Genomic DNA, 23,711 nt, shown 5'->3' with positions numbered 1-23,711 from the left:
AGCCGCGTGTTATGCGCGGCTCTTCTATTTATTGAACAATCGTACTTACAGCATCAAGCACAGCTTTACTATGTTGAGCAGCTTCATCTTTTTTGTTTTCTGCAATAGCGTTATACCATTTTTCTGCCGTAGCAAACACGTCTACAGCTTTTTGCTCGCCCAATTTTGCTTTCACATCTAATTCAATTGCCTTTAAGAACATGTTTCCTTCTAACGCTTTTACTTTCGCTTCAACAACGTTATTCTCATCTAACTGCGCCGGTGCTTTTTCATGATAGCCTTTCATTTTACCAAACAACGCTTTGGCGAATAATGCACCCACTTCTTCTGCTTTAATGTTTTTATAATCGTTATTTAATGATAAAATTTCATCCAAGCGAGTTGTCGCCGCTTCATCTCCTTCAGCTAAAGAGCCTTTGATCGCTTGTAAAAAGCCCCATGCTTCAGCTTGTTGACCTTTGAGTTCATCTTCTGCCTTACCTTCTTTCACACCAGCTTCAATTTTTTCAGCATATGATTTAGACGCTAAATAGTAACTACGATAAATAGATTTATCTGTCAATTGGATGTACACTTTAAAATCATCTACGTTATTTGCTTTTAATGCTTCTTCTTGCGCTGCTAAACCAGCGTTAATGCTTTGCTCGAGGCTAGATTCTCCTGTTAATTGATAATACTCATCCCGTTTCATTGCCGTTGGAACGAAAATTTCCGCTGCTAGCAACTTAATTTGGTCAAACAATGTTGTCGCTTGTTGTTGATCGCCAGCTTCAAGTGCTGCTACAACATCTTTTTGCAGTTTCTTTTGCAATTGATAAAAATACGATTGCGTTACTTTATCAACAATTTGACGTGCTGGATGAACGTTTAATTCTCCGCTTTTTCCACCTTGAATCGCGGCTTCAATCGTTTGCGCAAATGTACCATCTAGTTCGTTAATTGGTTTTTGCAACTGCTCGACATATGTTTTTTCTACAAGATTCCAGTCAACTGGCTGTCCTTCTTTTGCTTTCTCGGTTTCCGCTTTGATTGCTTTATAAGCATCAATGAACGTTTGAACATTTACTTGTTCTTCCGCTTGTTCGGTTTCAGCAGGTTGTTGCTCTTCCTGTTTTTCTTCTACTTTTGTTTCTTCCTTCTTCTCTGTCGTTTCTGTTTTCTCCGCATTTCCGCAACCAGCCAGCACGCCACCTGCTAATAAAAACATGGCAAACACAGCTTTTAATTGACGTTTTTTCATTTCGTATGTATCCCCCTTTTTTGATAACGATTATCATTAACCGTTATCATTATAGTAGAGAACGATTTTCAGTGTCAATATAAAATTTCAAAAAAAATACCTCGGATGTCTCCGAGGCATGTCGATTATAAATGTTTGCTTAAAAGACCAACAAGCGCTTCTTTTGGTTGGAAGCCAACAGTCTTGTCGACTACTTCTCCATTTTTGAACACGAATAGTGTTGGGATGCTCATCACACCGTATTTTCCAGCTGTTTCTGGGTTATCATCTACATTGACTTTTACTACTTTCACTTTGCCGTCAAGCTCGCGATCTACTTCTTCCAATACAGGTGCAATCATTTTGCAAGGTCCGCACCAAGGTGCCCAGAAATCAACGAGCACAACACCATCTTTTACTTCGTTAACAAATGTTTGATCTGTTGCATTTACAATAGCCATGTTTCATTCCTCCTTAAATATTTCCGTTCCATGCACATAGTATACCATTGAACGTATTCATTGCGCCAATCTTTTGCTTCGCTTCTACTATTTCCTTGTCGCAAAAAAAATATGCTGAAAAGAAAAGGCAAAGCATCATGCTCTGCCTTATGAATGTACTTTTAATTTTTTAAATTCTTCGATTAAAAGTGGAACGACTTCAAACAAGTCACCAACAATCCCATAATCCGCCACTTTAAAAATATTCGCTTCAGGGTCTTTATTAATCGCCACGATTACTTTTGAGTTAGACATGCCTGCTAAATGTTGAATCGCCCCTGAAATACCGCACGCAATGTATAAATCTGGCGTAACAACTTTTCCTGTCTGTCCAATTTGAAGCGAATAATCGCAATATCCTGCATCGCATGCCCCACGCGATGCTCCAACCGCACCGCCAAGCACGTTCGCTAATTCTTTCAACGGCTCAAATCCTTCCGCACTTTTCACGCCGCGACCGCCGGCAACGATCACTTTCGCTTCAGATAAATCGACGCCTTCCGCTGTTTTTCTCACAATATCACGAACGATTGTGCGTAAGTCTTTAATGTCTACTTGCGCATCGACAACCGCACCTGTGCGACTTTCATCTTTTTCAAGTGGAGCGATATTGTTCGGACGAACAGTCACAAACATAAGACCGTCTGTCACGATTTTCTTTTCAAACGCTTTACCAGAATAAATCGGTCTTGTAAAGACGATATTTCCACCTGTTGCTTCAACAGCGACAACATCAGACACAAGACCAGACTGCCATTTCGCAGCAAGTTTTGGCGATAAGTCTTTTCCAAGCGCTGTATGCCCAAAGACGATTCCTTCTGGTTTCTCTTGCTCAACAACAGCTTGCAATGCTTGGGCATAACCGTCTGGCGTATACGTCGCCAATTTTTCGTGTTCAACAACAATCACTCGATCCGCACCGTAAGCAATCAGCTCAGGAGCTAATGAGCGAACGCTCGCTCCGACAACGACAGCGACAACTTCTCCGCCTTCAGCGATCGTTTTTGCAGCGGAAATTGCTTCAAATGATACGTTACGCAACGCACCGTCACGCACTTCTGCTAATGTTAATACTTTTCTTGCCATGCTCCCCATCCCCCTATTAAATGACTTTTGCTTCTGTATGAAGAAGTGAAACGAGTTCTTTTACTTGATCGGCAATATCTCCTTGCAAAATTTTTCCCGCTTCTTTTTTCGGTGGTAAAAAGATTTCAATCGTTTTCGTTTTCGCTTCTACGTCCTCTTCCTCCAAATCTAAATCATCAAGCTCTAGTTCTTCTAACGGTTTCTTTTTCGCTTTCATAATGCCCGGCAATGACGGATAACGCGGCTCATTTAACCCTTGTTGTGCTGTTACTAATAATGGTAAAGATGTTTCAATAACTTCCTCGTCACCTTCAACATCGCGCACAACTTTCACGTTTGTTCCGTCAATTTCTAACTTCGTAATTGTCGTGACATAAGGAATACCTAGCAATTCAGCAACGCGTGGTCCAACTTGTCCAGACCCGCCGTCAATCGCTACATTTCCAGCTAAAATTAAATCAGCTTCTTTATCTTTTAAATATTCCGCAAGCACTTTTGCCGTTGTATATTGGTCACGATTTTCTACATCATCTTCAATGTTAATGAGCACGGCTTTATCTGCCCCCATGGCAAGCGCTGTACGAAGCTCTTTTTCTGCATCTTCGTTCCCAATTGTAACAACTGTCACTTCGCCACCGTGCTGATCGCGCACTTGAATCGCTTCTTCAATCGCATATTCATCGTATGGGTTGATGATGAATTCGGCTCCTTCTTCGCTTACTTTTCCGTTTTGAATGACAATTTTTTCTTCCGTATCAAATGTACGCTTCATTAATACGAAAATGTTCATGCTTCTCTCCCCCTTTTATTTTCCTTGAAACTGTGGTGTCCGTTTTTCGATAAATGCCGAAATGCCCTCTTTCGCATCTTCCGTTACAAACACTTGTCCAAACAGTTGAGCCTCTTTTTCAACACATTCATGGAACGTTTTTGTGCGAGCTTCATTAACTAGTTTCAATACCGCTTGAACAGAAATCGGGCTCTTTTGAGCAATTTTTTGTGCAAGTTGCTTCGCTGTATCAAGCAATTGTTCTTCTGGGACGGCTTTGTTTGCTAGTCCCCATTGAACAGCTTCTGTACCTGTGATCGGTTCGCTTGTCCACATCATTTCTAGCGCTTTTGCCATACCGACATGACGCAATAAGCGTTGTGTTCCTGCAAATCCCGGAATGATGCCGAGCTGCAATTCTGGTAAGCCAAGTTTGGCGTTTTCCGCCACGATGCGCAGATGGCAACTCATAGCCAACTCGAGCCCACCGCCAAGTGCAGCACCGTGAATCGCGGCAATAATCGGTTTCGGAAACTGTTCAATTTTCTCCATCACTTGTTGTCCAGCTCGAGCAAGCTCCGCTGCTTGTTCGCTCGCCTCAATCGCTGTAAACTCTTTAATATCGGCACCAGCTGAGAAAAATCTTCCTTCTCCGTGAAGAACGATGACACGTACTTGTTCGTCTTCTTTTAATGCATCAAGTCGTTCTGAAAGCTCTTTCAAAACAGAAGATGCTAAAGCGTTTGCTGGTGGACGGTGAAGTGCTAAAATCGCCACATACCCCTCTTGTTGAACGGAAAACATGTTCCCCCTCCTTCGTGTATATCGGAAGGTTGTCGTGTTTACACACAACAACCTTTCGTTAACAATTGATGAACCGGTTTCGCTAATGCAACGAGATCATATTTTTGCTCATTCATGACCCATGTTGTCACCATTTCGTCAATCGTTCCAAAAATCATTTGACGAGTGAGACGCACATCTAAATCTGAACGAAATTCCCCTTTGTCAATTCCTTCTTGCACAATGCGATCGACAACTTTTAAGTATCCTTTCAAAATTTCATTAATTTTCAGACGTAACGATTTATTCGATTGGCGAAGTTCCAATTGGGTCACGATCGCTAAATGCGGATCCGCCGCTAACATTTGAAAATGTTTTTGAATCAACAAAAATAACTTCTCCGACGGACTCGAAATTCCTTCTATTTCTTCTTCAATTTTTTCGATGAAGTAGCCCATTTTTTCTTGAAACAATGAAATTAAAATATCCTCTTTATTTTTAAAATACAAATAGATCGTCCCATCCGCTACACCGGCTTGTTTCGCAATTTTCGATACTTGCGCTTGATGGTAGCCGTTTTCAGCAATGACAATCACAGCTGCATCAATAATTTGTTTAAACTTCGGTTTGTCACGTTTCAACTTTGTATTCTCCCTTTCAAAAATATGAATGAATAATCATTCATATTTTTATTTTAAAGAGAGGCCAAAAGCGTGTCAAGAAAAAAACAATCGCCGCTCATTTTTGTTTTTCTTTTTCTTCTTCCACAAGCGCACGGCGCAATATTTTACCAACTGCTGTTTTTGGCAATTCTTTTCTAAATTCATAAATGCGAGGCACTTTATAAGCAGCTAATTTACTTCTCATAAATTGGTCAAGTTCTTCTTCTGTACACTGTTCTTCTTCTTTGAGCACAATAAACGCTTTCACCGTCTCACCACGATAAGCATCTGGTACACCAATGACGACTGCTTCTTGCACTTTCGGATGCTCATACAACACTTCTTCTACTTCGCGTGGATATACGTTATAACCGCTTGCGATAATCATATCTTTTTTTCGGTCGACGACAAAGAAATAACCTTCTTCATTCATATACCCTAAATCGCCCGTATACAACCAACCGTCACGAAGCGTCGCGGCAGTTTCTTCTGGACGATTCCAATATCCTTTCATGACTTGTGGTCCACGAACGACAATTTCACCGATTTCATTCACATTAACTCGTTCTCCTGTCTCTAATGACACGATCATCGCCTCTGTATCTGGCCAAGGAACACCAATACTTCCTTTTATTCGCTTTCCATCCCAAATGAAATTGGAATGCGTCACGGGAGAGGCTTCAGTTAGCCCGTATCCTTCAATAATTTTTCCACCTGTCACCGCTTCAAATTGCTCTTGTACTTCGACCGGGAGAGGAGCTGAACCACTAATGCATATTTTAATGGACGATAAATCATATTTTTTCAAATTCGGGTGGTTGAGCAGCGCAATATAAATCGTTGGAGCGCCTGGAAATAGCGTTGGTCGTTGTTTTTCAATTGTTTTTAACGTCGTTTCGACATCAAACTTCGGCAATAAAATCATTTTATATCCTTCCATAATGGATAAGTTCATGACAGCCGTCATCCCGTATACGTGGAAAAACGGAAGTACACCAAGAATCGATTCATTCCCGCGTTCACATTTATACATCCATTTCGTGCACATGAGCGTATTGGCTGTTAAATTATGATGTGTCAACATTGCGGCTTTCGGAAATCCAGTTGTTCCGCCTGTATATTGAAGAAGCGCAACGTCTTCTATCGGATCCACATCCGTCTCTTTCACTTTCCCACTCGCAAGCGATAAGGCTTTTGTGAATAAGTGGCAATCTCCCTCATGTTTGACGCGTACAATCATCCCTGTTTGTTTCTTTTGTACAAATGGATATAACACATTTTTCGGAAACGGTAAATAATCTTTTATACTCGTAATGATCACATGTTCAATTTTTGTATGCGCTTTCACTTTTGTAATTCTTGGATAAAGTAAATCAAGGCCGATAATGACTTTCGCACCGCTATCATTTAACTGATATTCTAACTCTCGTTCAGTATACAATGGGTTTGTTTGTACGACAATACCACCTGCAAATAAAACAGCGTAGTAGCTAATGACCGCTTGTGGACAATTCGGCAACATAATCGATACACGATCCCCTTTTTGTAACCCGAGCTGTTGCAAATATGAGGCTAGCTTGATCGCTTGCTCATATATTTCTTTATATGTCAGCTCCTTCCCCAAAAAGTGAATAGCTGTTTTTTGCGGAAACTGTTCCGCCGCTTCCCTCAAAAATTGTTGCAACGGCTTGCGCGGATAATCAATTGAATGAGGAACTTGCTGAGGATATAACGCTAGCCATGGCTTCTCCATTTCGTTTCCCCCTTTTCGATAAGATTATTTATATTTTATAATATTTTCTGAAATTTTTGTATTAAAAAATAAAAAAGGTGCCTGCTGACACCCTTTTATGCAAAAAACGTGAGATATATGACACCAATAAGCAAAAATACACCGCACAATACGAGCAATACTTTCGCTAACGTTTCCATCTGTTTCTCCTCTCACCTTATACTTGCTCCGATGACAAATGACAAGCCGATAGAAATAACCATAGAAATAAATCCTACCGCGCGATTATCGTTGGCAATTTCGTCGTCAATGTTGAACTTTGGCGTTAAAAATTCATAAATAAAATAACCGATTAACAACAAACCAAATCCGTAAACGCCCCAACCGATCATCGTTAACAGTGAATCATGATGATCGATCGAGTATCGGAAAATATTCGCAATCCCAAATATTTTCCCTCCTGTCGCCATCGCTACCGCCATGTTTCCTTTTTTAATCTCTTCCCAGTTTTTGTATTTTGTCACAAGTTCAAAAATAGCTAAAAATAAAACTAAACATAAAATGACGACACTAAAATTAGCAGCAATATGAATCGTTTCATTTTCCCAGAACGCGTTCATAGTTCCTCCCGTTATTGTAATTCGACAATGGTGACGCCTGTTCCCCCTTCAGCCGCCTCACCAAATCGAATGCTTTTTACCGAGCGATGATTTTGTAAATATTGTTGTACCCCTTTCCGAAGCGCGCCTGTTCCCTTTCCGTGAATAATAGAGACGCGTGGATACCCAGCAAGGACCGCATCATCAATATATTTTTCGACGCGAAGCAACGCATCTTCATATCGCTCACCACGCAAATCTAATTCTAGTGGAACGTGATAGTCGCGTCCTTTTACGGTCGCAATTGGCTTTGTTTCAATCGGTGCTGGGCTGCTTACATACTGCAAATTTTCTTCATCCACTTTCATTTTTAAAATCCCAATTTGCACAAGCCACTCTTTATCGGATACTTTCTCAATCAACTGCCCTTTTTGATTGAGATGAATGACTTTCACTTCATCGCCTGGGTGTAAGGATTGCTTTGCTTTTTGCGCTTGTTTTTTCTTTTTTGTATCGATTTGCGGAATCGCTTCTTCTAACTTTTTCCGCGCGGCAATCAGCTCATGTTCTTTCATAGCAGCGGCCTGTTGTTTTTGCATTTCACGAAGGTTTTGAATCACTTCTTCGGCAGTTTTCATCGCTTTTTTAACAATGAGTTCTGCTTCCTCTTTTGCTTTTTCTAACAACCGCTCGCGCTGTTCACTTAATTCGTTCCACTGCTGTTGTAATTCATTTCGTAGCTGCTCTGCTTCTTCGCGAAGTTTTTCGGCTTGCTCCCATTCTTCTTCCGCGCGCTTTTTACTTTGTTCTAATGAAGCAATCATATTTTCGACTTCATTGCTTTCAGCACTAATATACGTACGAGCACGTGCAATAATATGTTCGTCTAAGCCGAGGCGACGAGAAATATCAAGCGCATTGCTTCGCCCCGGAATACCGATCAATAGCTTATACGTTGGACTTAACGTTTCGATGTCAAATTCGACACTTGCATTCATGACACCTTGTCGGTTATAGCCATATGCTTTTAATTCAGGATAATGCGTCGTCGCGACCACCCGCGCCCCGCGGTTATGCACTTCATCTAAAATAGCAATAGCTAATGCTGCACCTTCTTGTGGATCCGTTCCTGCTCCAAGCTCATCAAATAAAACAAGGCTATGCTCGTTCACTTGTTTTAAAATGTCAACAATATTTACCATATGAGACGAGAACGTACTTAAACTTTGTTCAATTGACTGTTCATCGCCAATGTCAGCATACACCGCGCGAAATACAGCTAATTGTGATCCATCTAACGCCGGTACTTGCAATCCTGCTTGCGCCATAACGGTGAACAAGCCGATTGTCTTTAACGTGACTGTTTTTCCCCCTGTATTCGGCCCCGTAATTACCATCGTCGTATAGTTGCTCCCTAGTTCAATATCGTTTGGAACGACTTCGTCCGATGGAATAAGCGGATGACGTGCTTGTATGAGACGGATATATCCACGTTCATTGATAGCTGGTTTTGTTGCTTTGATCGCTTTTGCGTATTTCGCCTTTGCAAACAAAAAGTCAAGCTGAGCAAGCAACTCGACGTTCTCAATAATTGTTGTCGCCTGCTCACCCACGGAGGCAGATAATTCGCTTAAAATACGTTCAATTTCTTGTTTTTCTTTCACACGCAATTGTTGGAGCTCGTTGTTCAATTCCACTACCGATTGTGGCTCGATAAATAACGTAGCCCCAGATGAAGACTGATCGTGTACAATGCCGCCATACGTATGGCGATATTCCTGTTTCACTGGGATGACGTACCGATCGTTACGAATCGTAATGATTGCATCTGACAATGTTTTTTGCGCTGATGATGAACGAATAATACTCTCTAACTTATCGCGCACTCGTCCTTCAATCGTGCGCAGCTGATGGCGGAGCGAACGAAGCCGATCGCTCGCTCCATCAAGCACATCTCCGCTTTCATCAATACAATGATATATACGTTGTTCAAGTTCAGGCAAAGGAACGATTTGCGCCGCATATGCGATCATGTGCGGAAGATCTGCCTCTGTCGCTTCTAAAAATTTTTTCAGTTGTCTTGCTGCTCGCATCGTACTTGCGATATCAAGCAGTTCATGTGGACTGAGCGTTCCTCCGATGCTTGCACGTTTCGTTTGCATCCGTACGTCAAATATACCACCAAGTGGGACGTGACCACGTAAGCGAAGAACCGTTGCTGCTTCGTCCGTTTCTTCTTGCCAGCGCACCACTTCTTCTACATGTGATGATGGCATAAGCGCTACGACTTTTTCTTTTCCTAACGAGGAAGATACATATTCCGCAAGCTGTGCTTTCACTTTATCAAACTCAAGAATGTGTAATGTTTTTGCGTGCACTAAGTAACCCTCCAGCTGTTTATTTTCGCAAAAAAGAGATAAGTTGTTCGATATCCCATGTATTGATGACCGTTTCTTTTCGAATCCAACCTTTTCGAGCAAACGCCACTCCAAGCTCCATATCATCAAGCATACGAACGTTGTGTGCGTCTGTATTAATCGCTATTTTCACACCAAGCTGCTGTGCTTTTTGTAAATAAGTGTACGTTAAATCGAGACGATGTGGGTTGGCATTTAGCTCTAGCACCGTATTTGTTTCTTTCGCAAGCTGCAACAATTCGTCTATATTTACAGCGTATCCGCTTCGCTCCCCAATTAATCTTCCTGTCGGATGAGCGATCATATGAACGTATGGATTCATAAGTGCTTCTTTTAGACGTTTCATAATCGCTTCTTCTGGTTGTGAAAAAGCAGAATGAATCGACGCAATGACAAAATCGACCGTTTGTAATACATCATCTGGAAAATCTAACGTTCCATCTGGTAAAATATCCATCTCAATGCCAGATAAAATAAAAAAATCGTCGGATTTTTCGTTTAGGCGGGCAATTTCTTCTTGCTGCCGTTTTAACCGTTCAACCGTTAGTCCATTGGCTACTTTTAAAAACTGTGAATGATCGGTAATCGCAATATACCGATACCCTTTCTGGCGACATGCTTCTACCATTTGCTCAATTGAAAACGCCCCGTCGCTCCACGTCGTATGCATATGTAAATCGCCGCGTATATCAGATAAAGAAAGGAGCGGCGTGCCGTCATATGCATCGACTTCTATTCCACTTTCACGCATTTCTGGCGGGATGAACGGCAAATGAAAATGAGCAAAAAATTGCTCTTCTGTCGCGAACGTTTTCACTTCGCCTGTCTGAATGTTTTCTACACCGTATTCACTAATTTTTTCACCGCGTTCTTTTGCGAGCTGACGCATGCGCACGTTATGTTCTTTTGAACCGGTAAAATGATGGAGCGTTGTGGCAAAATGTTCAGGGGAAACGAGACGAAAATCGACATTGACAACATAATCGTATTGCAATTGCAATGATACTTTCGTTTCTCCGTTTGCGACAACGTCATAAATATGTTCAAGTTGCAACAACTGCTCCCGAACATACAAAGGATTGTTTGTTGCGATAATGAAATCCAAATCTTTTACTGTCTCGCACACCCGACGCAAACTGCCTGCTCGCGAAAACCGTACGATATCATCTATATTTGCAAGTTGCCGTTCAATGTCTAAAGCGACTTCTAACATAAACGCAATTGGCAACCGTTCAGGGCGCGCATTCATATTGGCAAGCGCAGTTAAAATGTTTTCTTCTGTCTTTGCACCAAAGCCACTTAATTGTCTTACACGTTGAGCTAAGCACGCTTCTTTTAATGTTTCCACATCAGTTACACCTAGTTCATGATACAGTTTTGCGATTTTTTTCCCTCCAAGTCCGGGCAATTTTAAAAGTGGAAACAATCCTTTAGGAATTTCTTGTTTTAGCTGTTCCAATACATCGCTCGTTCCCGTCTGCAACCATTGTCGCAAAACGGCAGCTGTTCCTTTTCCGATTCCTGCAATGGACGTAAAATCATCAATATCTGTTAAGGCACGTTCATCTCGCTCTAACGCTGAAGCTGCTTTACGAAAAGCGGATACTTTAAACGGATTTTCCCCTTTGATTTCCATATATAAAGCGATCGTTTCAAGCAGGCGAATCGCCTCTTTTTTATTTTTTTCCATCCCATTCCCTTCCTTTCGACGAAAAAACTTCTCTCGGACGGAGAAGTTTTTACGCCATATATTGCACGAGCATATGTTTTACAAAATTTGATAAAACGGGTGTGTGTTTAACAATCAAACTAGCGATGAATGAGTCGTGAAGTGGCTGTTGAATGATAGACATAGGAACAAGTGCACTCACATATAAAAGTAAAAATAAAAGCAAATACACTTCTATAAAACCAAGCGCTCCACCTGCCCAACGGTTTACGCTTTTTAAAATGGGTAACTGTGCGACGAAGTCTAGCATTGAGCCGATCACTTGCATCACAATTTTCGCAGCGAAAAATAAAACAGCAAACGCAATCGCACGATAGTACGCTTCATCTAAATTTGTGCTTTCAATGAGCAATTTTATCGTTTCCCCATCGCCAAAACTCGGATATGGCACCCATAATTTTAGTCTTGGTGCTAGTTGATCATAATAGTTATATGCAACAATAAACGCGATCAAAAAACCGGTCATATGAATAAATTGCAAAATAAATCCTCGTTTCAATCCAATCATCAGTCCCATGAGAAGGATGAAACAAATAAGCAAATCAATCATCGCTGTCATCATCCTTTTCTTTATTCATTTTTCGCAAAAGGCGTTCGTATTCATCTTTTAGTTTAATATATTCATGAACGATATTGACTGCCGTTAATACAGCGAGTTTACTCGTATCAAGCGTCGGATTTTTGGCACTAATTTCACGCATTTTGTCATCGACAATGGAAGCAACAAGCCGAATATGACTGGAGCTTTCCGTTCCGACGATCGAATATTGTTGTCCGTATATATCTACCGTAATACGCGTTTTTCTCTGCTCCGCCAAATTATTTCCCCCATTCATCCGATCTCCCGTTTCGGCAAAATTCTACCTTTTATCTTAACATGATTTGTAGATACATGAAAAGATATACGAAAAGAAGAGCGGGCATCAACACCCGCTCTCATCTAAAACCATTGCTCCAGTTGTTCGCTCGTTCCGTCTTTTTTCGCTACTTGTTTCATATATGCCCAATCTAGCCGCTCTTTATGAAGAAGAACCATTCTTTTTGCCCATTCGCAATCGGATTTCGATTTCCAATGGACACATGCGCGCAGGCGATCTAATATAATGTCTTCAATTCCGATGACATATACATGCAACCCATCTTCTAACTTCAACTCAATTACTTTATCATCATCAGCGTCTTCTAACATATCATTTAGGATTTCCACACTAACAAACAATTCATCATGATACCAATGTCTTCCTGACGGAGTGAAACCAAGTTGACGAAGCAATTGTCCCGCTTTTTCACGATCACTAACAATTAAATCGATGTCTACGGTCGTGTAATCTCCACGCGTATATATTTCAACCGCAAGCCCGCCAACAATAATCGGACGTATGCGATGTGGCTCCAACAGCTTCGTTAAAATGGCTGTAACTTGAACCATTTTTTCAAACGATGTTTTCGTTCGAAGCGACTGAAGTTTTTCTTTCGCCTCTTTAATCGAATTCATAATACCACACTCGTTCGTTCAAATATTTAATTTTTCCTTCTTGCTCCGCTTTTTTCCATCGTTTTATGCATAATTCATCTAATATACGCATTTCCTCTTTGTCGCGTGGACGTAAACGTACATGTTGCTCTCTTCCATCTTTTAATATATCTCGTTCCACACTTCCTTTGCGTGAAAAAATCCAATCGTTTAGTTCAGACATATTCATTTTTCTCACTTCGTTTCACTCCAACAACTATTTTTCACATTATATCACAAAGGAGCGGGCATGATCCCGCTCTTATTTTATAAATGGCCACCAGTTGGCCCGCCCAAACGTTTTCGCCATTATTGGAATAAATAACGGCAAAACAACAAGGGCGTATAAAAATAACCCTGTTAAAATAATCGTTGCAATTTGTAATAGCGACAAAACCCCGGATGGATACATCGCCGCAAACGTTCCTCCTAAAATGACAGCGGCAGAAATAATGACCGTTCCCATATGGCGCATCGCTTCAAGCATCGCTTCTTGCACCGTTTTGTCACGGTATTCGTTAAAGCGGTCCATTAAGAAAATGCTGTAGTCAATACCGAGCGCCATTAAAATGACGAATGCGAAAAACGGAACAGCCCAGTTTATCCCTTCGTATCCGAGCACATCGACAAACACAAGTTCAGTAAACGCCATCGATGTATAATATGTTAAAATTAGGGATAACATTAAATATACTGGCATAATAAACGAGCGAAGAAGAATGATTAAAATGACCGCAATGCCCGAAAGCATAAATACAGATGTTCGGGCATAATCAGCGGCAGAAATGTCGCGCAAATCGGAATAAATGCTCGTCACGCCACCAACGCCCACTTTCGCATGCTCAAGCTTCGTACCGTTCACCGCCCGAGCGATCGCTTCCTTCACTTGTGTGATTTTTTCCATCGTCGTCGTTTCATACGGATTGGATGAAAAAACAACATCAAACGTTATAACTTTTCCATCTTTCGACATATATTCTTCCTTCGCTTGGGCAAATTCCTTGCTCGTCAACAATTGTGGCGGCATATACCATCCCGCCATTTCTTCATCTGGTGCGTTCGCTAGTTCTGAAACGTACTGTTTCGCCGACTGTAATCCATTTTCTACTTGTCGCAATCCATTGACACTTTGATTTAGTCCTGAAATGAGTTGATCCATTTGACCATTGAGTTGCGAAAAACCTGTAAGCAATTGCTGTTGTCCGTCGTTTACTTTCGCTAGCCCGTTTGTCACTTCTGGCAATCGTTGCACGATTTGACCTTGACCATCCGCTGCTTGCTCTAATCCAGAACGAAGCTTTCCAAGCCCATCGATCAGTTGATCCATTCCCGTAATAAGCGCTTGCTGTCCGTTTGTTATTGTCGCAAATGATTCATTTGCTTGTTGTAAACCACGTTGAACATTTTGTAACGCGTCGTTCACTTGAACGAGCGCACTAGATAATGCGTTCATTTGTGTCCCCATTTGTTCAATCGCTTGCTTCACGCTCGCATATTCGGCATCTTCGCGCAAACCGGCATGACGGTCTTCAATGCGATTGAGCGACTGAGAAAGAAGCGGCAGCTGTTGGGAAATAGTGCGCAATCCCCCTTCGATTTGTTCGTATTGTTCGCTCAACTGACGTAGTCCACCAGTTGCTTGTTCATATCCTTTTCGCAACTCGTTTGCCCCATCATGCACTTTTTTCATATTCGCTTGTATCGTCTGTAACCCTTTTTCAAGATCAGCAGCTCCGATCGCTCCGCTTCGCACCCCATCTTCGAGCTGCTTCAATGCTTGCTGCAAGTCGCCCACTCCTGTTTTTAGCTTCATCGTCCCGTTAACAAGTTCGCGAATACCTCCGGTCGCTTGCTCTAGCTTCGGAGCTGACTTCGCCATTTCGCCGCTCGCTTCACTTAAACCAGAACGAATTTGCCCGATGCCGTCCGCTCCTTTTCCAAGTCCATCTTTTAACTGTTCCGCTTGCTTTGTCACAAACAATTGATCAATTGGCTCTCCAAGCGGGCGAGTTACTGAACGAACAGCTTCCACACCATCAATATTTGCCACTTCGCGACTAATTTTTTCAATTAAGTAGTAATATTGTTCATCATCCATCGCTTCATCATTTTTCATGACGATTTTCGTCGGCATCGCTTCCCCTTCACTAAAGTGGGCTGAAATGATGTTAAATGCTTTAACAGACGCGTAACGATCCCCGATTTCCGCCATCGAATTAAAAGAAAGCTTGCCGTCATACGTCAATAAAATCGGCAATGTCATAACTGCCACGATCGCAAGCGCCCATAGTGGACGAGCGAAAGAAAAACGACCTGCGATATCCCATAATTTGCTTGGCTTATGTTCAAGCGCCCCTTTCATCGGCCAAAAAAGTTTTTCACCAAGTGTAGCCATAAAAAATGGTACAAGCGTAATAAGGGCAACAAGCAATACGACGACACCGACTGCTACAGCTGATGCGGACTGATACAGTTTAAATGTTGACAGCCCAATTGATGCAAAGCCGATCATGACCGCCAGTCCGCTGAAAATAACCGTCTTTCCAGCCGTCTTATACGTGGCGATAATCGCTTCTGTTCGGTCTTCTCGTTTCGCTAATTCTTCTTTAAAGCGGCTTAACAATAAAATACAATAATCCGTTCCAATCCCGAACAAAACGGCAACTAAAAATGTTTGCGTAAACGTAGAAAGCGGAAAGTCCACTCGATCGACAAGAAAAGCAACAACAGATTGCGATACGATATACGTCAATCCAACCGTCAGCAACGGCACAAACGGAGCAACGAGCGAACGAAATACAAGAAATAAAACAATTAAAATAAACACGACCGTAATGCCTTCTGTTTTTTTCAATCCTTCTTGTGAACTTTGTACGACATCTTCGTCAATCATCCAGTTGCTCGTATAATAGTGCGGCACTTGAATATGTTTGATTGCATCATAAAGCGCTTTGCTCATTTCTTTTGCTGTCCGCCCATTTCGTTCTAATTGGAGCGAGACAAGGACAGTCGTCCCGTCTTTTGCAACGAGCTTTTCTTTCAATTGATCATTATCGAACGGCGACACAACTTGCGTCACCCCGATCTCCTTTTTGTTCGCTTGCAGCTGTTCAATCGCTTTCTCAATTTCATTCCAATCCTTTTCTTGCAATCTTTCTTTGCGATGAAAGACGAGGACGGCGCTCATTTCCCCTTCCTTATTTTCTTGCTTTTGTACTTCTTTTAATAACTCGCTAGCAAGCGAAGACGAATAGCCGTCTGGGACGGTAATTTGCCCTTTTTCACGCACAAGTTGTGCCATATTCGGAGCAGTCATAACGAGCACAACAGTGGCGACAACCCACGCGAGTAAAACGACCCATTTTCCGCGAATAATCGTTTTCATTTTTTCTCCTCCATTTCTTGTAAAATCATTGCTAGCTTCTCATACGTTTGAATAAACTGCTCAATTTCCTCATACGAAAGCTTCGTCATCATCGTCTGAACAAGTTCGTACACTTTTTGTTCTGTTTCAATAAGCCACATCTTTCCTTTTTCTGTAAGTGTAAGAGAAATGACGCGACGATCGTCTCCATCTTTTCCTCGTTCAATCATTCCTTTTTCAACGAGGCGATTCGTCATCGCAGTAATCGCGCTTTTATTCACCGCAAACACGTCCGCCAATTCCGTCGATGTACACATCCCTCGTTTATATATGTAGCGCAATACATAATATTGATCGTGCGTGATATCGTCTAATTCACACTTCATCAACGCAGCCCCTCGTTTATTGACAAGAAACGAAACGGATAAATATCGCTCAATAAATTGTTGTATGCTTCGCTCCATCGGTCAATGTCTCCCATCCATATAGTTCAATTATTTAACTATTTAATAATATAACTATGAAACACGAAATGGTCAATGACGAAGTGATGTGTGGTATAATATTGAAAAAAGTGAGGGATACGCGATGAAGCCAGAATCATCCAAACTGTATACGTATGCCGATTATGTTCAATGGGACGGGCGTTGGGAGCTCATTGACGGGAAAGCTTACAACACGAGCCCTTCACCAACATGGGAGCATCAATTTACTGTCATGGAACTATCGTTTGCGTTTCGTTCGTACTTCCAAAATAAAGATTGCTACGTTGCCATTGCTCCGTTTGATGTTCGTCTCTCTGACAGCGATGACTACACGTATGCAAAACATGTCGTACAACCAGATATTTCTGTTATTTGCAACAAAAACAGCTTAACAACAAACGGTTGTTTAGGCGCACCAACACTTATTGTCGAGGTTCTTTCTCCGTCTACAGCATTAAAAGACCGAAATGAAAAATTTAAGCTATACGAGCAGTTTAACGTGCAAGAATATTGGATTGTTGATCCTGTGTATAAAACGGTTGAAGTATTTGGATTGGAAGATGGTTTTTTCAAAAAAAGAGAGGCGTTTGGAGAAAATGATACAATTACATCTTTTCTATTTGCGGATTTTTCTCTCGAAGCGAAGCGATTATTTTTTCAATAAAAAAGGCAGCCAATAACCGCATAGCAAGCGGATTGGGCAGCCTTTTTCTTTTTATCATTTAAGCCGCGATAGCGCGCTTTTGGAACATCCACCATGTCAGCGCATTAAAAACAGAATGAGCTGTGACATACTCCCACCACCTACGCTTCGCTTAGAGGTGGGGCTTCTCGGGTAATCCCATCTCATGATGGGAAGTTGACCGAGCGATCCCCGTGTGCCCCACGGTTCGAGGACAAATTAGACGATCGCCAATCGTTTCATGCCCTCATGTTTGATATTGATGGCCGCATTGACGTCCCTGTCGCTCTCGAATCCACATTCACAGCGGAATGTCCGTTCAGAAAGCGATAAAGACTCCTTGACTCGACCGCAGCACGAACACGTTTTGGACGAGGGGAACCATTTGTCGATTTTGATCAGCTTCTTCCCCTGTTCTTCCAATTTGTACCGAAGGAAAGTGATAAACATGCCCCAGCCGTTGTCATGAACGCGTTGACCGAAATGGAGGGCTTGTGACATCCCTTTCATGTTGAGGTCTTCGATGACCACGCAATCATACCGTTTCGCTAATTTGTGCGACTCCTTATGCAGAAAGTCCTTGCGCTGGTTGGCAATTTTCTCATGCAGCTTCGCTACTTTCAGACGCTGTTTGTGCCAACGATTCGAGCCTTTCTTTTTACGAGACAATTTACGCTGTTCTTTCGCTAATTTTTCCAATGCTTTGCGATAGAATCGAGGATAATTGGCTCTCTTACCCTCGCTATCGACATATAGCGTACTCATGGAAAAGTCAAGCCCCACAACCGTTTGCACTTCTTTTAGGGCAGGTTGATGTTCGTACTCTGTGAGAATAGAAATATAGTATTTTCCTGTCTTGGTTTTCGTGATCGTACAAGACTTGATGATATGGTGGGCAGGAATTTCCCGATGTTGCTTGAGCTTGATCCATTTCAGTTTGGGCAGCTTGATATAGCCATCTGAGAGCTTGATGTTGCCATTTACCACATTTGTGGTGTACGACTGTTTCGCCTTGCGGTTTTTGAACTTGGGAAATCCAGCACGGCCAGAAAAGAAGTGTTGAAACGCTTTCTGCAAATTTAGTTGAGCATTTGCCAGCGCAAGACTGTCCACTTCTTTTAGCCAAGGAAACTCCTTTTTGTACTTGGCAGGGGTCGGAAATGTTTGCTGTTTCAAGGATTCTTGATCGTCCTTGGACTTTTCAAACATTTGTATGCGCTCTTCAAGCATTTTGTTATACACGAAACGGACACAGCCGAAGGTTTTGGCGAGCCGTTGTTCTTGTTCTTTTGTTGGGTATAGACGGAACTGATAGGCTTTGTTTGCCATATCGACACCACATCACTTCATACCTTGATTTTTGATATATTTTTTCTAAAACTGATTATATCATAACACACAAAAAAGAGACAATTTTAGGCTATACCTAACCGAAATTCATCTCCCACTTTCACTTCGTTTAGAAGTGGGAGACTTCTTTCGGAGGGAAGTTAAAAATTTGATAACCAATATTTTCAGTTCGTGTCTTTCGTTTTGTTTTGTTTTCTTTTCATGAATAAAAGAATTATGAGGAAGCCAAGCAAAATAAGTGTAATCCATAAGGAAATGGAATAAGCCTTTTTAAATAGTTGAAGAGTCCACGCTGGTGCCCAAGCATCCTCCCCTATTAGCCAATATGCGACCACATTTGAAATTCCAATACCCTCTGTATTTGGTTTCAGCGATGATAATAATTAAGTGCTAAACTAATACTGCAAACTACGGATACGAAAAAAAGTGCAGTAATTGTGATAAGGAGTGTTTTAGATAAATCTTTTGTTCTTTTATGGAACAAATGAGTAAAAACTAAAAGAGTAAGTAGCAAAATATAATAAACTGTAGATGAGCAATTTTCATTACAACATTTTCCATTAACAAAGAGACAAACAGGGTACCCCTTAGGCGACATGGAGCTGTTTTTTGACAACATCAATGGCAATATCTTGCTTCGCCGCGTTGTAAATGAACTCAATCAGGCTATGTCCTTTCCGAGTCCGAAGAAGGTCCAGCCCGGCAGAGATGTCTTTGTTGGGATTCCGCTATGCTGTACACGCAAGCCAACAAAACGGTCACCCCATACCGTTTCACCGCCCGAATGTGACGAACGCGGTATCCATCCAGCTTCAGTTGCTCTTTCGCCTGCCAGAAAAAGCATTCGATCGTCCAACGCTGGGCATCGTAACGCAAGATCTCTTCATCGCCTAGCTCCCGATCGGTGCTCAAGACGACATGGAAATGTTCCAGCGTCATCGGCTGATCCGACTTCCAAGACAGCAGCACCAATACGTCATCGAGGCCATGGATCGCCCCCTCATAGCGATACACGCGGTAACGCTCCTGACCCACCGTGACGAGGCGGGTGTCTTTTGGCTCGATATGGCGGGCAAACGACTTGGCTTGGACCCCGATGCCTTTCGGGTAGAGAATCCGGTTCGTCTTGAGCATCGCGATGACATGGAATCCCTGTTTCAGGCAGGCTTCGATGAGTTCCTGGACGGATACCATGAATCCATAAGCACATACACCGGACGAGCCCGTTTTCCTTTGAGCGAGGAAAGCATCTCGATCGCCAGGTCCATTTTGCTTGTTTCCGCCTTCTTGTCATACAAGCGGAACGCGAACGGAAACGCTTGCGTGAAGGTGTGCACCATCAGCCAAATGAGCGAATGCCCCCAGACCATTTGATGATCTTTATGGGAGTAATGCCAATCACATCCTTGAATGACGTGCGTGGCTCGTGACGAAGGCTTCGTTTTTTGGCAAATCGTATCATCAATTGAAAGGAAAAGGGGCTGATTCGTCCGTTTGGCTAGGCGTTCGATCTGGCGAAGAACCCACTCTTGAAGCTTCTCAAGCAGCCTTTCCTCGTTCCAAGGGCTTTTCGTGAAAAAGTGGCTGAGCGTGGTTCGATGATTCGGATGAAAACTCCAGTGATGGACATCGGTCAACGTTCCCGAAAATCTCTTGGTAGTCAAGGCATCGACAAGGTGAACGAGATGCTTCCAAACCGGTTTGGAGATATGCAAGGCCAACCCCAACATCATGAAAAACTTGTGGATTCCTTGATGATACGCTAATCTATTCATAAAACATGAACCTCCTTGTGGGTAGTTGGTGGCACATCTATTCTAACCAAGGAGTCTGGTTCATGTCTCCTTTTTTGTTTGATTGTAAATTTATGTTAGCTAATTTACTCATCTACAGTCAATATGTTATTTTAGGCGATTTTTCGATTTCTACTGCTGGATGGCGAATCTGCTGGCCCCCCTAATTACATCTATATAGTATCATCAGCTAGAATTCCAAAAACAGTAAATATATGAATCCAATTACAATACCTAATCCCAACAAAAATAAAAATATCCTTCTAATTATAGGAGGGAAAAGTTTATAAATCATCATAAGAAAAAAGTCAGAAACATCTGTTGGTGTTCCAGAGGAAGACTCTTTAATTTTTACATTAGATCCAAAAATAGATAGCCATATTAAAGACAACCCTATTAAAATAAAAATGATTGACATCAAGGTTAATTCCATTTTTTACACCATCCTTATGGCTAATTTATTTAAATCTAAAAATTTCAATCAAGGGGCATTTCAACCATTTTTAACTTAATCATAATATGGCACATTAAATTATTAGTTCATTAAATCAAATTCCACTTTGCGAACTAAGTGTGTTTCCTAAAAATTAAATATTCCGTTTTCTGAATTCAATTTACCTTCAAAGCACTTCTTTTTCTCAATCAAGAGATAGATCTACAAAAGTTCATGTGCTGGATGAGAAACTGACTATACCCGAACGCTTCTTTGTTACTCACACTTTACAAAATCACATTATAGTGTGTATAAAACATTCCTTCCCAAAATCATGGCAATATAAATTTAAAGATTATTATTTCCCTTGTACGTCAGCCAATCACTTTAATTTGGAATTTAACCTCCAAATTAGATGTATCCGTTTTACATGGAGTAGCGGACATGTTTGGTTCAATGCCTAGCAAAACAAGGATTAGTGCTCGCACCTTTCCCTAGAACACATGTCCGCAGTGGCTCCATATTAAGCAACCGAATGTTTTTTTCTGTAAACAGAAGGGAGGAAATTTGCATAATTCCGCAGATTTTTGCTGGATGAACGTGCAAAAATCCGTTTGGATTTGCAAAAAAATGACCATTCTATTCCGAATTAACTTGATAATTTACAATAATACCCGAATTTAATACCTAAATATTAGATTTGGAACTACCAAGCTCGTATAGAATATAGATTTTTTTGTCCAGTTATATCCTTTGGTTATTTTTTTAAATGCAGATTTTGAAAGCTTTTTTGCTAAATAGTTAACAACTTTTTCTGCTGCCTTAGTTAATATGATATTAGAAAGAACCGGGAATAGATACCAAGTCAAAACTTGTTTTATTACATAACTGGCGGCTAAACCTGCACCAAAGCCTATACCTGTACTTATTAAAAATCCAGGAGTTAAATTAATTGTTACAGATATTTCTTGCCAACCTATATTTACCTTAATATAACTATTGAACCCTAAATCAAGTCGCTTTGAGTAGTGACCATTTGGATCAATAGAATTAACAGGGTTATTTTTCGTATACACATACTGATTCAAACTTTGCGGCTCGTTTTCAACCCCATGGAACGTATCTCTTGTCAAGAATCGCCCCATATTCGCATCATAATACCGCGCCATTAGGTAGTATAGCCCGGTTTCCTCATCGTAATAATAGCCGGCATAACGGTATGGGTTCGCTGTTGCCAGCGCACCGGTTTTGGACAGAATGTTACCCCATGCGTCATACTCGTATTGGGCGACGACATTTCCGCTTGCGTCCGTCAATGCGACGACATCTCCATGACCGTTCACATGATAGTAGTAAGTGGCTCCGGCTTTCGTCATCGTGACCGGGCGGCCCAATGCGTCCCACGTATATTCCGCTGTGATGTTGTTGTTGGCGTCTGTTTCATCCGATAAACTAAGTAATACGTATCATTCCCTAAAAACAGATCCATGATGCCAATACTAGCATCATGGATACTCATTACTTCGACAAGTGACAGGCACCCATTCCCTAAGTGTTTATGCTAAATCAAGATAAATTTAAAGAGGGGATAAAAGGGTATCTATAAAAATGATATACGTACTTTTTTTATTAAGGAGCATTCCTGTTAAAAGCTTTTCCGAGGACTTGAACAAAAAAAGCCCTCTTGGTATGATGCAGGGGTGTCAATGACCCAATTGACCCTGAAATCATGCCAAGGAGGACTTTAGATGAATTGTACACAAAATCGCAAAATAACTATACATTACAAAACCACACATTATTTTGTGACATACAAATAAAGTGCTACCAAATAAATAAATATGTGCAAAATAGAATAAACTTTTCCCAAGATAATGGCAAAGCCTTTATCTTCACGCAAAAAAATCAAATATCCTATACATCCAATTAACACTATAATATACAATGGCGAAACTGCAAGCTGTGAAAGGTCCATAGCTCATTCTCCTATATATACATAATTATCTTTTCATTTTGTTATACTATATCGCTTAAAATCTGCTGATCTATAGTCTAACATATCAGACCTGAATATTCAAAATAGGTAACTATTCAGCCACATCATAAAGTGAGCTGAATATTTTTTGCTTTTCCTGTCCATGATGTGAATATTGATAGACAAGGAGGTGAATCGCATGTTGACGGTACAACAAGCTGTATTTACAGTTGAAAGCTTAATCAGCAAAGTCCAACAACAAAAGCAGCTCATTCATCAACTCGTTCAAGAAAATGAACATTTGCGTCACGAAAACAAACAGCTGCGCAAAGAAAATGAACAACTCAAGTACCGCGTTCAAGAGTTGGAAGCACGCACGAAAAAAAACAGCTCCAATAGCCATTTGCCCCCATCTTCTGACCGTTTTCCCAATACCCATTCTTCTCGTCAAACATCTGGCAACAAGCCAGGCGGACAAGAAGGACATCAAGGAACGACGCTCCGTCAAGTGGAACATCCACATCATCGTGTCGTCCACCGTGTGCATACGTGTCAAGGATGTGGGGTTTCTTTGCGTGACGTCAAACCGTTCAAAGTCGATATCCGTCAAGTGTTTGATG

General features: G+C 41.4%; 20 protein-coding genes and 1 pseudogene. 2 read left to right on the top strand and 19 right to left on the bottom strand.

Translation table 11 applies throughout. The annotated features are described in order from the left end of the window. Positions 1–28 precede the first annotated feature (28 nt). The 16 genes from ETB99_RS09490 to ETB99_RS09415 form a co-directional block, all read right to left on the bottom strand. Positions 29–1,240, bottom strand: coding sequence for a hypothetical protein (locus tag ETB99_RS09490; RefSeq protein WP_171700472.1), 1,212 nt, complete (start codon positions 1,238–1,240; stop codon positions 29–31). A gap of 125 nt (positions 1,241–1,365) precedes the next feature. After that, positions 1,366–1,680: a thioredoxin gene (gene trxA, locus ETB99_RS09485; protein ID WP_077427927.1), complete on the bottom strand. Its 315-nt coding sequence runs from the start codon at positions 1,678–1,680 to the stop codon at positions 1,366–1,368. A 147-nt stretch (positions 1,681–1,827) separates the two neighbouring features. Beyond that, positions 1,828–2,805 carry an electron transfer flavoprotein subunit alpha/FixB family protein gene (locus ETB99_RS09480; protein ID WP_077427925.1) on the bottom strand — a complete coding sequence of 326 codons (978 nt, stop codon included), beginning with the start codon at positions 2,803–2,805 and terminating at the stop codon, positions 1,828–1,830. 16 nt (positions 2,806–2,821) lie between these two features. Beyond that, positions 2,822–3,595 (bottom strand): electron transfer flavoprotein subunit beta/FixA family protein, encoded by a 774-nt coding sequence (locus tag ETB99_RS09475; protein ID WP_004889143.1) that lies wholly within the window; start codon positions 3,593–3,595, stop codon positions 2,822–2,824. Between the two features lie 15 nt (positions 3,596–3,610). Then, positions 3,611–4,378, bottom strand: coding sequence for an enoyl-CoA hydratase (locus tag ETB99_RS09470; protein WP_006320299.1), 768 nt, complete (start codon positions 4,376–4,378; stop codon positions 3,611–3,613). Positions 4,379–4,416: 38 nt separating this feature from the next. After that, a complete protein-coding gene (locus ETB99_RS09465; protein ID WP_004889140.1) occupies positions 4,417–4,998 on the bottom strand; it encodes a fatty acid metabolism transcriptional regulator FadR in 582 nt (193 codons plus the stop codon). Positions 4,999–5,095: 97 nt separating this feature from the next. Further along, positions 5,096–6,772: a long-chain-fatty-acid--CoA ligase gene (locus ETB99_RS09460; protein ID WP_171700471.1), complete on the bottom strand. Its 1,677-nt coding sequence runs from the start codon at positions 6,770–6,772 to the stop codon at positions 5,096–5,098. 191 nt (positions 6,773–6,963) lie between these two features. After that, positions 6,964–7,371: a DUF350 domain-containing protein gene (locus ETB99_RS09455; RefSeq protein WP_043967890.1), complete on the bottom strand. Its 408-nt coding sequence runs from the start codon at positions 7,369–7,371 to the stop codon at positions 6,964–6,966. Positions 7,372–7,382: 11 nt separating this feature from the next. After that, positions 7,383–9,728 carry an endonuclease MutS2 gene (locus ETB99_RS09450; RefSeq protein ID WP_171700470.1) on the bottom strand — a complete coding sequence of 782 codons (2,346 nt, stop codon included), beginning with the start codon at positions 9,726–9,728 and terminating at the stop codon, positions 7,383–7,385. A 19-nt stretch (positions 9,729–9,747) separates the two neighbouring features. After that, positions 9,748–11,457, bottom strand: a complete 1,710-nt coding sequence (polX, locus tag ETB99_RS09445) for a DNA polymerase/3'-5' exonuclease PolX (RefSeq protein ID WP_171700469.1) — start codon at positions 11,455–11,457, stop codon at positions 9,748–9,750. A gap of 49 nt (positions 11,458–11,506) precedes the next feature. Then, on the bottom strand, positions 11,507–12,046 hold the full coding sequence (locus ETB99_RS09440) for a CvpA family protein (protein WP_041637972.1): 540 nt from the start codon (positions 12,044–12,046) through the stop codon (positions 11,507–11,509). Next, positions 12,039–12,314 carry a cell division protein ZapA gene (zapA, locus tag ETB99_RS09435; RefSeq protein ID WP_077427917.1) on the bottom strand — a complete coding sequence of 92 codons (276 nt, stop codon included), beginning with the start codon at positions 12,312–12,314 and terminating at the stop codon, positions 12,039–12,041. Before zapA ends, ETB99_RS09440 begins: the two co-directional genes overlap by 8 nt. 122 nt (positions 12,315–12,436) lie before the next feature. Further along, entirely contained in the window at positions 12,437–12,991 is a 555-nt protein-coding gene (locus ETB99_RS09430) for a DUF6036 family nucleotidyltransferase (RefSeq protein WP_171700468.1), read from the bottom strand. Beyond that, positions 12,978–13,199: a hypothetical protein gene (locus tag ETB99_RS09425; RefSeq protein WP_194947686.1), complete on the bottom strand. Its 222-nt coding sequence runs from the start codon at positions 13,197–13,199 to the stop codon at positions 12,978–12,980. The genes ETB99_RS09430 and ETB99_RS09425 overlap by 14 nt, the downstream gene beginning before the upstream one ends. 72 nt (positions 13,200–13,271) lie before the next feature. After that, a complete protein-coding gene (locus tag ETB99_RS09420) occupies positions 13,272–16,394 on the bottom strand; it encodes an efflux RND transporter permease subunit (protein WP_171700467.1) in 3,123 nt (1,040 codons plus the stop codon). Then, positions 16,391–16,837 (bottom strand): MarR family winged helix-turn-helix transcriptional regulator, encoded by a 447-nt coding sequence (locus ETB99_RS09415; RefSeq protein WP_171700466.1) that lies wholly within the window; start codon positions 16,835–16,837, stop codon positions 16,391–16,393. Before ETB99_RS09415 ends, ETB99_RS09420 begins: the two co-directional genes overlap by 4 nt. A 124-nt stretch (positions 16,838–16,961) precedes the next feature. Between ETB99_RS09415 and ETB99_RS09410 the strand changes: the two genes are divergently transcribed. Beyond that, the gene (locus ETB99_RS09410; protein WP_171700465.1) at positions 16,962–17,522 is read left to right on the top strand and encodes a Uma2 family endonuclease; all 561 of its coding nucleotides are present in this window, start codon (positions 16,962–16,964) and stop codon (positions 17,520–17,522) included. A gap of 237 nt (positions 17,523–17,759) precedes the next feature. Here the strand turns inward: ETB99_RS09410 and ETB99_RS09405 are convergent, their stop codons facing one another. From ETB99_RS09405 to ETB99_RS15045, 3 genes and pseudogenes are all read right to left on the bottom strand, one after another. Next, positions 17,760–18,869, bottom strand: a complete 1,110-nt coding sequence (locus ETB99_RS09405; protein ID WP_171700464.1) for an RNA-guided endonuclease InsQ/TnpB family protein — start codon at positions 18,867–18,869, stop codon at positions 17,760–17,762. A gap of 608 nt (positions 18,870–19,477) precedes the next feature. Beyond that, positions 19,478–20,665: pseudogene (locus ETB99_RS09400) on the bottom strand (IS701 family transposase). Between the two features lie 1,131 nt (positions 20,666–21,796). Continuing rightward, a complete protein-coding gene (locus ETB99_RS15045; protein WP_483860845.1) occupies positions 21,797–22,510 on the bottom strand; it encodes an RHS repeat-associated core domain-containing protein in 714 nt (237 codons plus the stop codon). A gap of 780 nt (positions 22,511–23,290) precedes the next feature. Between ETB99_RS15045 and ETB99_RS09390 the strand changes: the two genes are divergently transcribed. Beyond that, positions 23,291–23,711: DUF6444 domain-containing protein (locus ETB99_RS09390; RefSeq protein WP_253263599.1), on the top strand; the 421-nt coding region annotated here is incomplete at its 3' end.

Origin of the sequence: Anoxybacillus sp. CHMUD (genome assembly GCF_013096965.1) — a bacterium.
GTDB classification, from domain to species: Bacteria; Bacillota; Bacilli; order Bacillales; family Anoxybacillaceae; genus Anoxybacillus; species Anoxybacillus kestanbolensis_A.
This window is presented reverse-complemented; position numbering and strand designations above follow the sequence as displayed.

Excerpts from the sequence above, each read along its gene's own strand:
- ETB99_RS09490 (WP_171700472.1), bottom strand. The coding sequence starts at position 1,240 with ATGAAAAAACGTCAATTAAAAGCTGTGTTTGCCATGTTTTTATTAGCA.
- trxA (WP_077427927.1), bottom strand. The coding sequence starts at position 1,680 with ATGGCTATTGTAAATGCAACAGATCAAACATTTGTTAACGAAGTAAAA.
- ETB99_RS09480 (WP_077427925.1), bottom strand. The coding sequence starts at position 2,805 with ATGGCAAGAAAAGTATTAACATTAGCAGAAGTGCGTGACGGTGCGTTG.
- ETB99_RS09475 (WP_004889143.1), bottom strand. The coding sequence starts at position 3,595 with ATGAACATTTTCGTATTAATGAAGCGTACATTTGATACGGAAGAAAAA.
- ETB99_RS09470 (WP_006320299.1), bottom strand. The coding sequence starts at position 4,378 with ATGTTTTCCGTTCAACAAGAGGGGTATGTGGCGATTTTAGCACTTCAC.
- ETB99_RS09460 (WP_171700471.1), bottom strand. The coding sequence starts at position 6,772 with ATGGAGAAGCCATGGCTAGCGTTATATCCTCAGCAAGTTCCTCATTCA.
- ETB99_RS09455 (WP_043967890.1), bottom strand. The coding sequence starts at position 7,371 with ATGAACGCGTTCTGGGAAAATGAAACGATTCATATTGCTGCTAATTTT.
- polX (WP_171700469.1), bottom strand. The coding sequence starts at position 11,457 with ATGGAAAAAAATAAAAAAGAGGCGATTCGCCTGCTTGAAACGATCGCT.
- ETB99_RS09440 (WP_041637972.1), bottom strand. The coding sequence starts at position 12,046 with ATGATTGATTTGCTTATTTGTTTCATCCTTCTCATGGGACTGATGATT.
- ETB99_RS09430 (WP_171700468.1), bottom strand. The coding sequence starts at position 12,991 with ATGAATTCGATTAAAGAGGCGAAAGAAAAACTTCAGTCGCTTCGAACG.
- ETB99_RS09425 (WP_194947686.1), bottom strand. The coding sequence starts at position 13,199 with ATGAATATGTCTGAACTAAACGATTGGATTTTTTCACGCAAAGGAAGT.
- ETB99_RS09420 (WP_171700467.1), bottom strand. The coding sequence starts at position 16,394 with ATGAAAACGATTATTCGCGGAAAATGGGTCGTTTTACTCGCGTGGGTT.
- ETB99_RS09415 (WP_171700466.1), bottom strand. The coding sequence starts at position 16,837 with ATGGAGCGAAGCATACAACAATTTATTGAGCGATATTTATCCGTTTCG.
- ETB99_RS09410 (WP_171700465.1), top strand. The coding sequence starts at position 16,962 with ATGAAGCCAGAATCATCCAAACTGTATACGTATGCCGATTATGTTCAA.
- ETB99_RS09405 (WP_171700464.1), bottom strand. The coding sequence starts at position 18,869 with ATGGCAAACAAAGCCTATCAGTTCCGTCTATACCCAACAAAAGAACAA.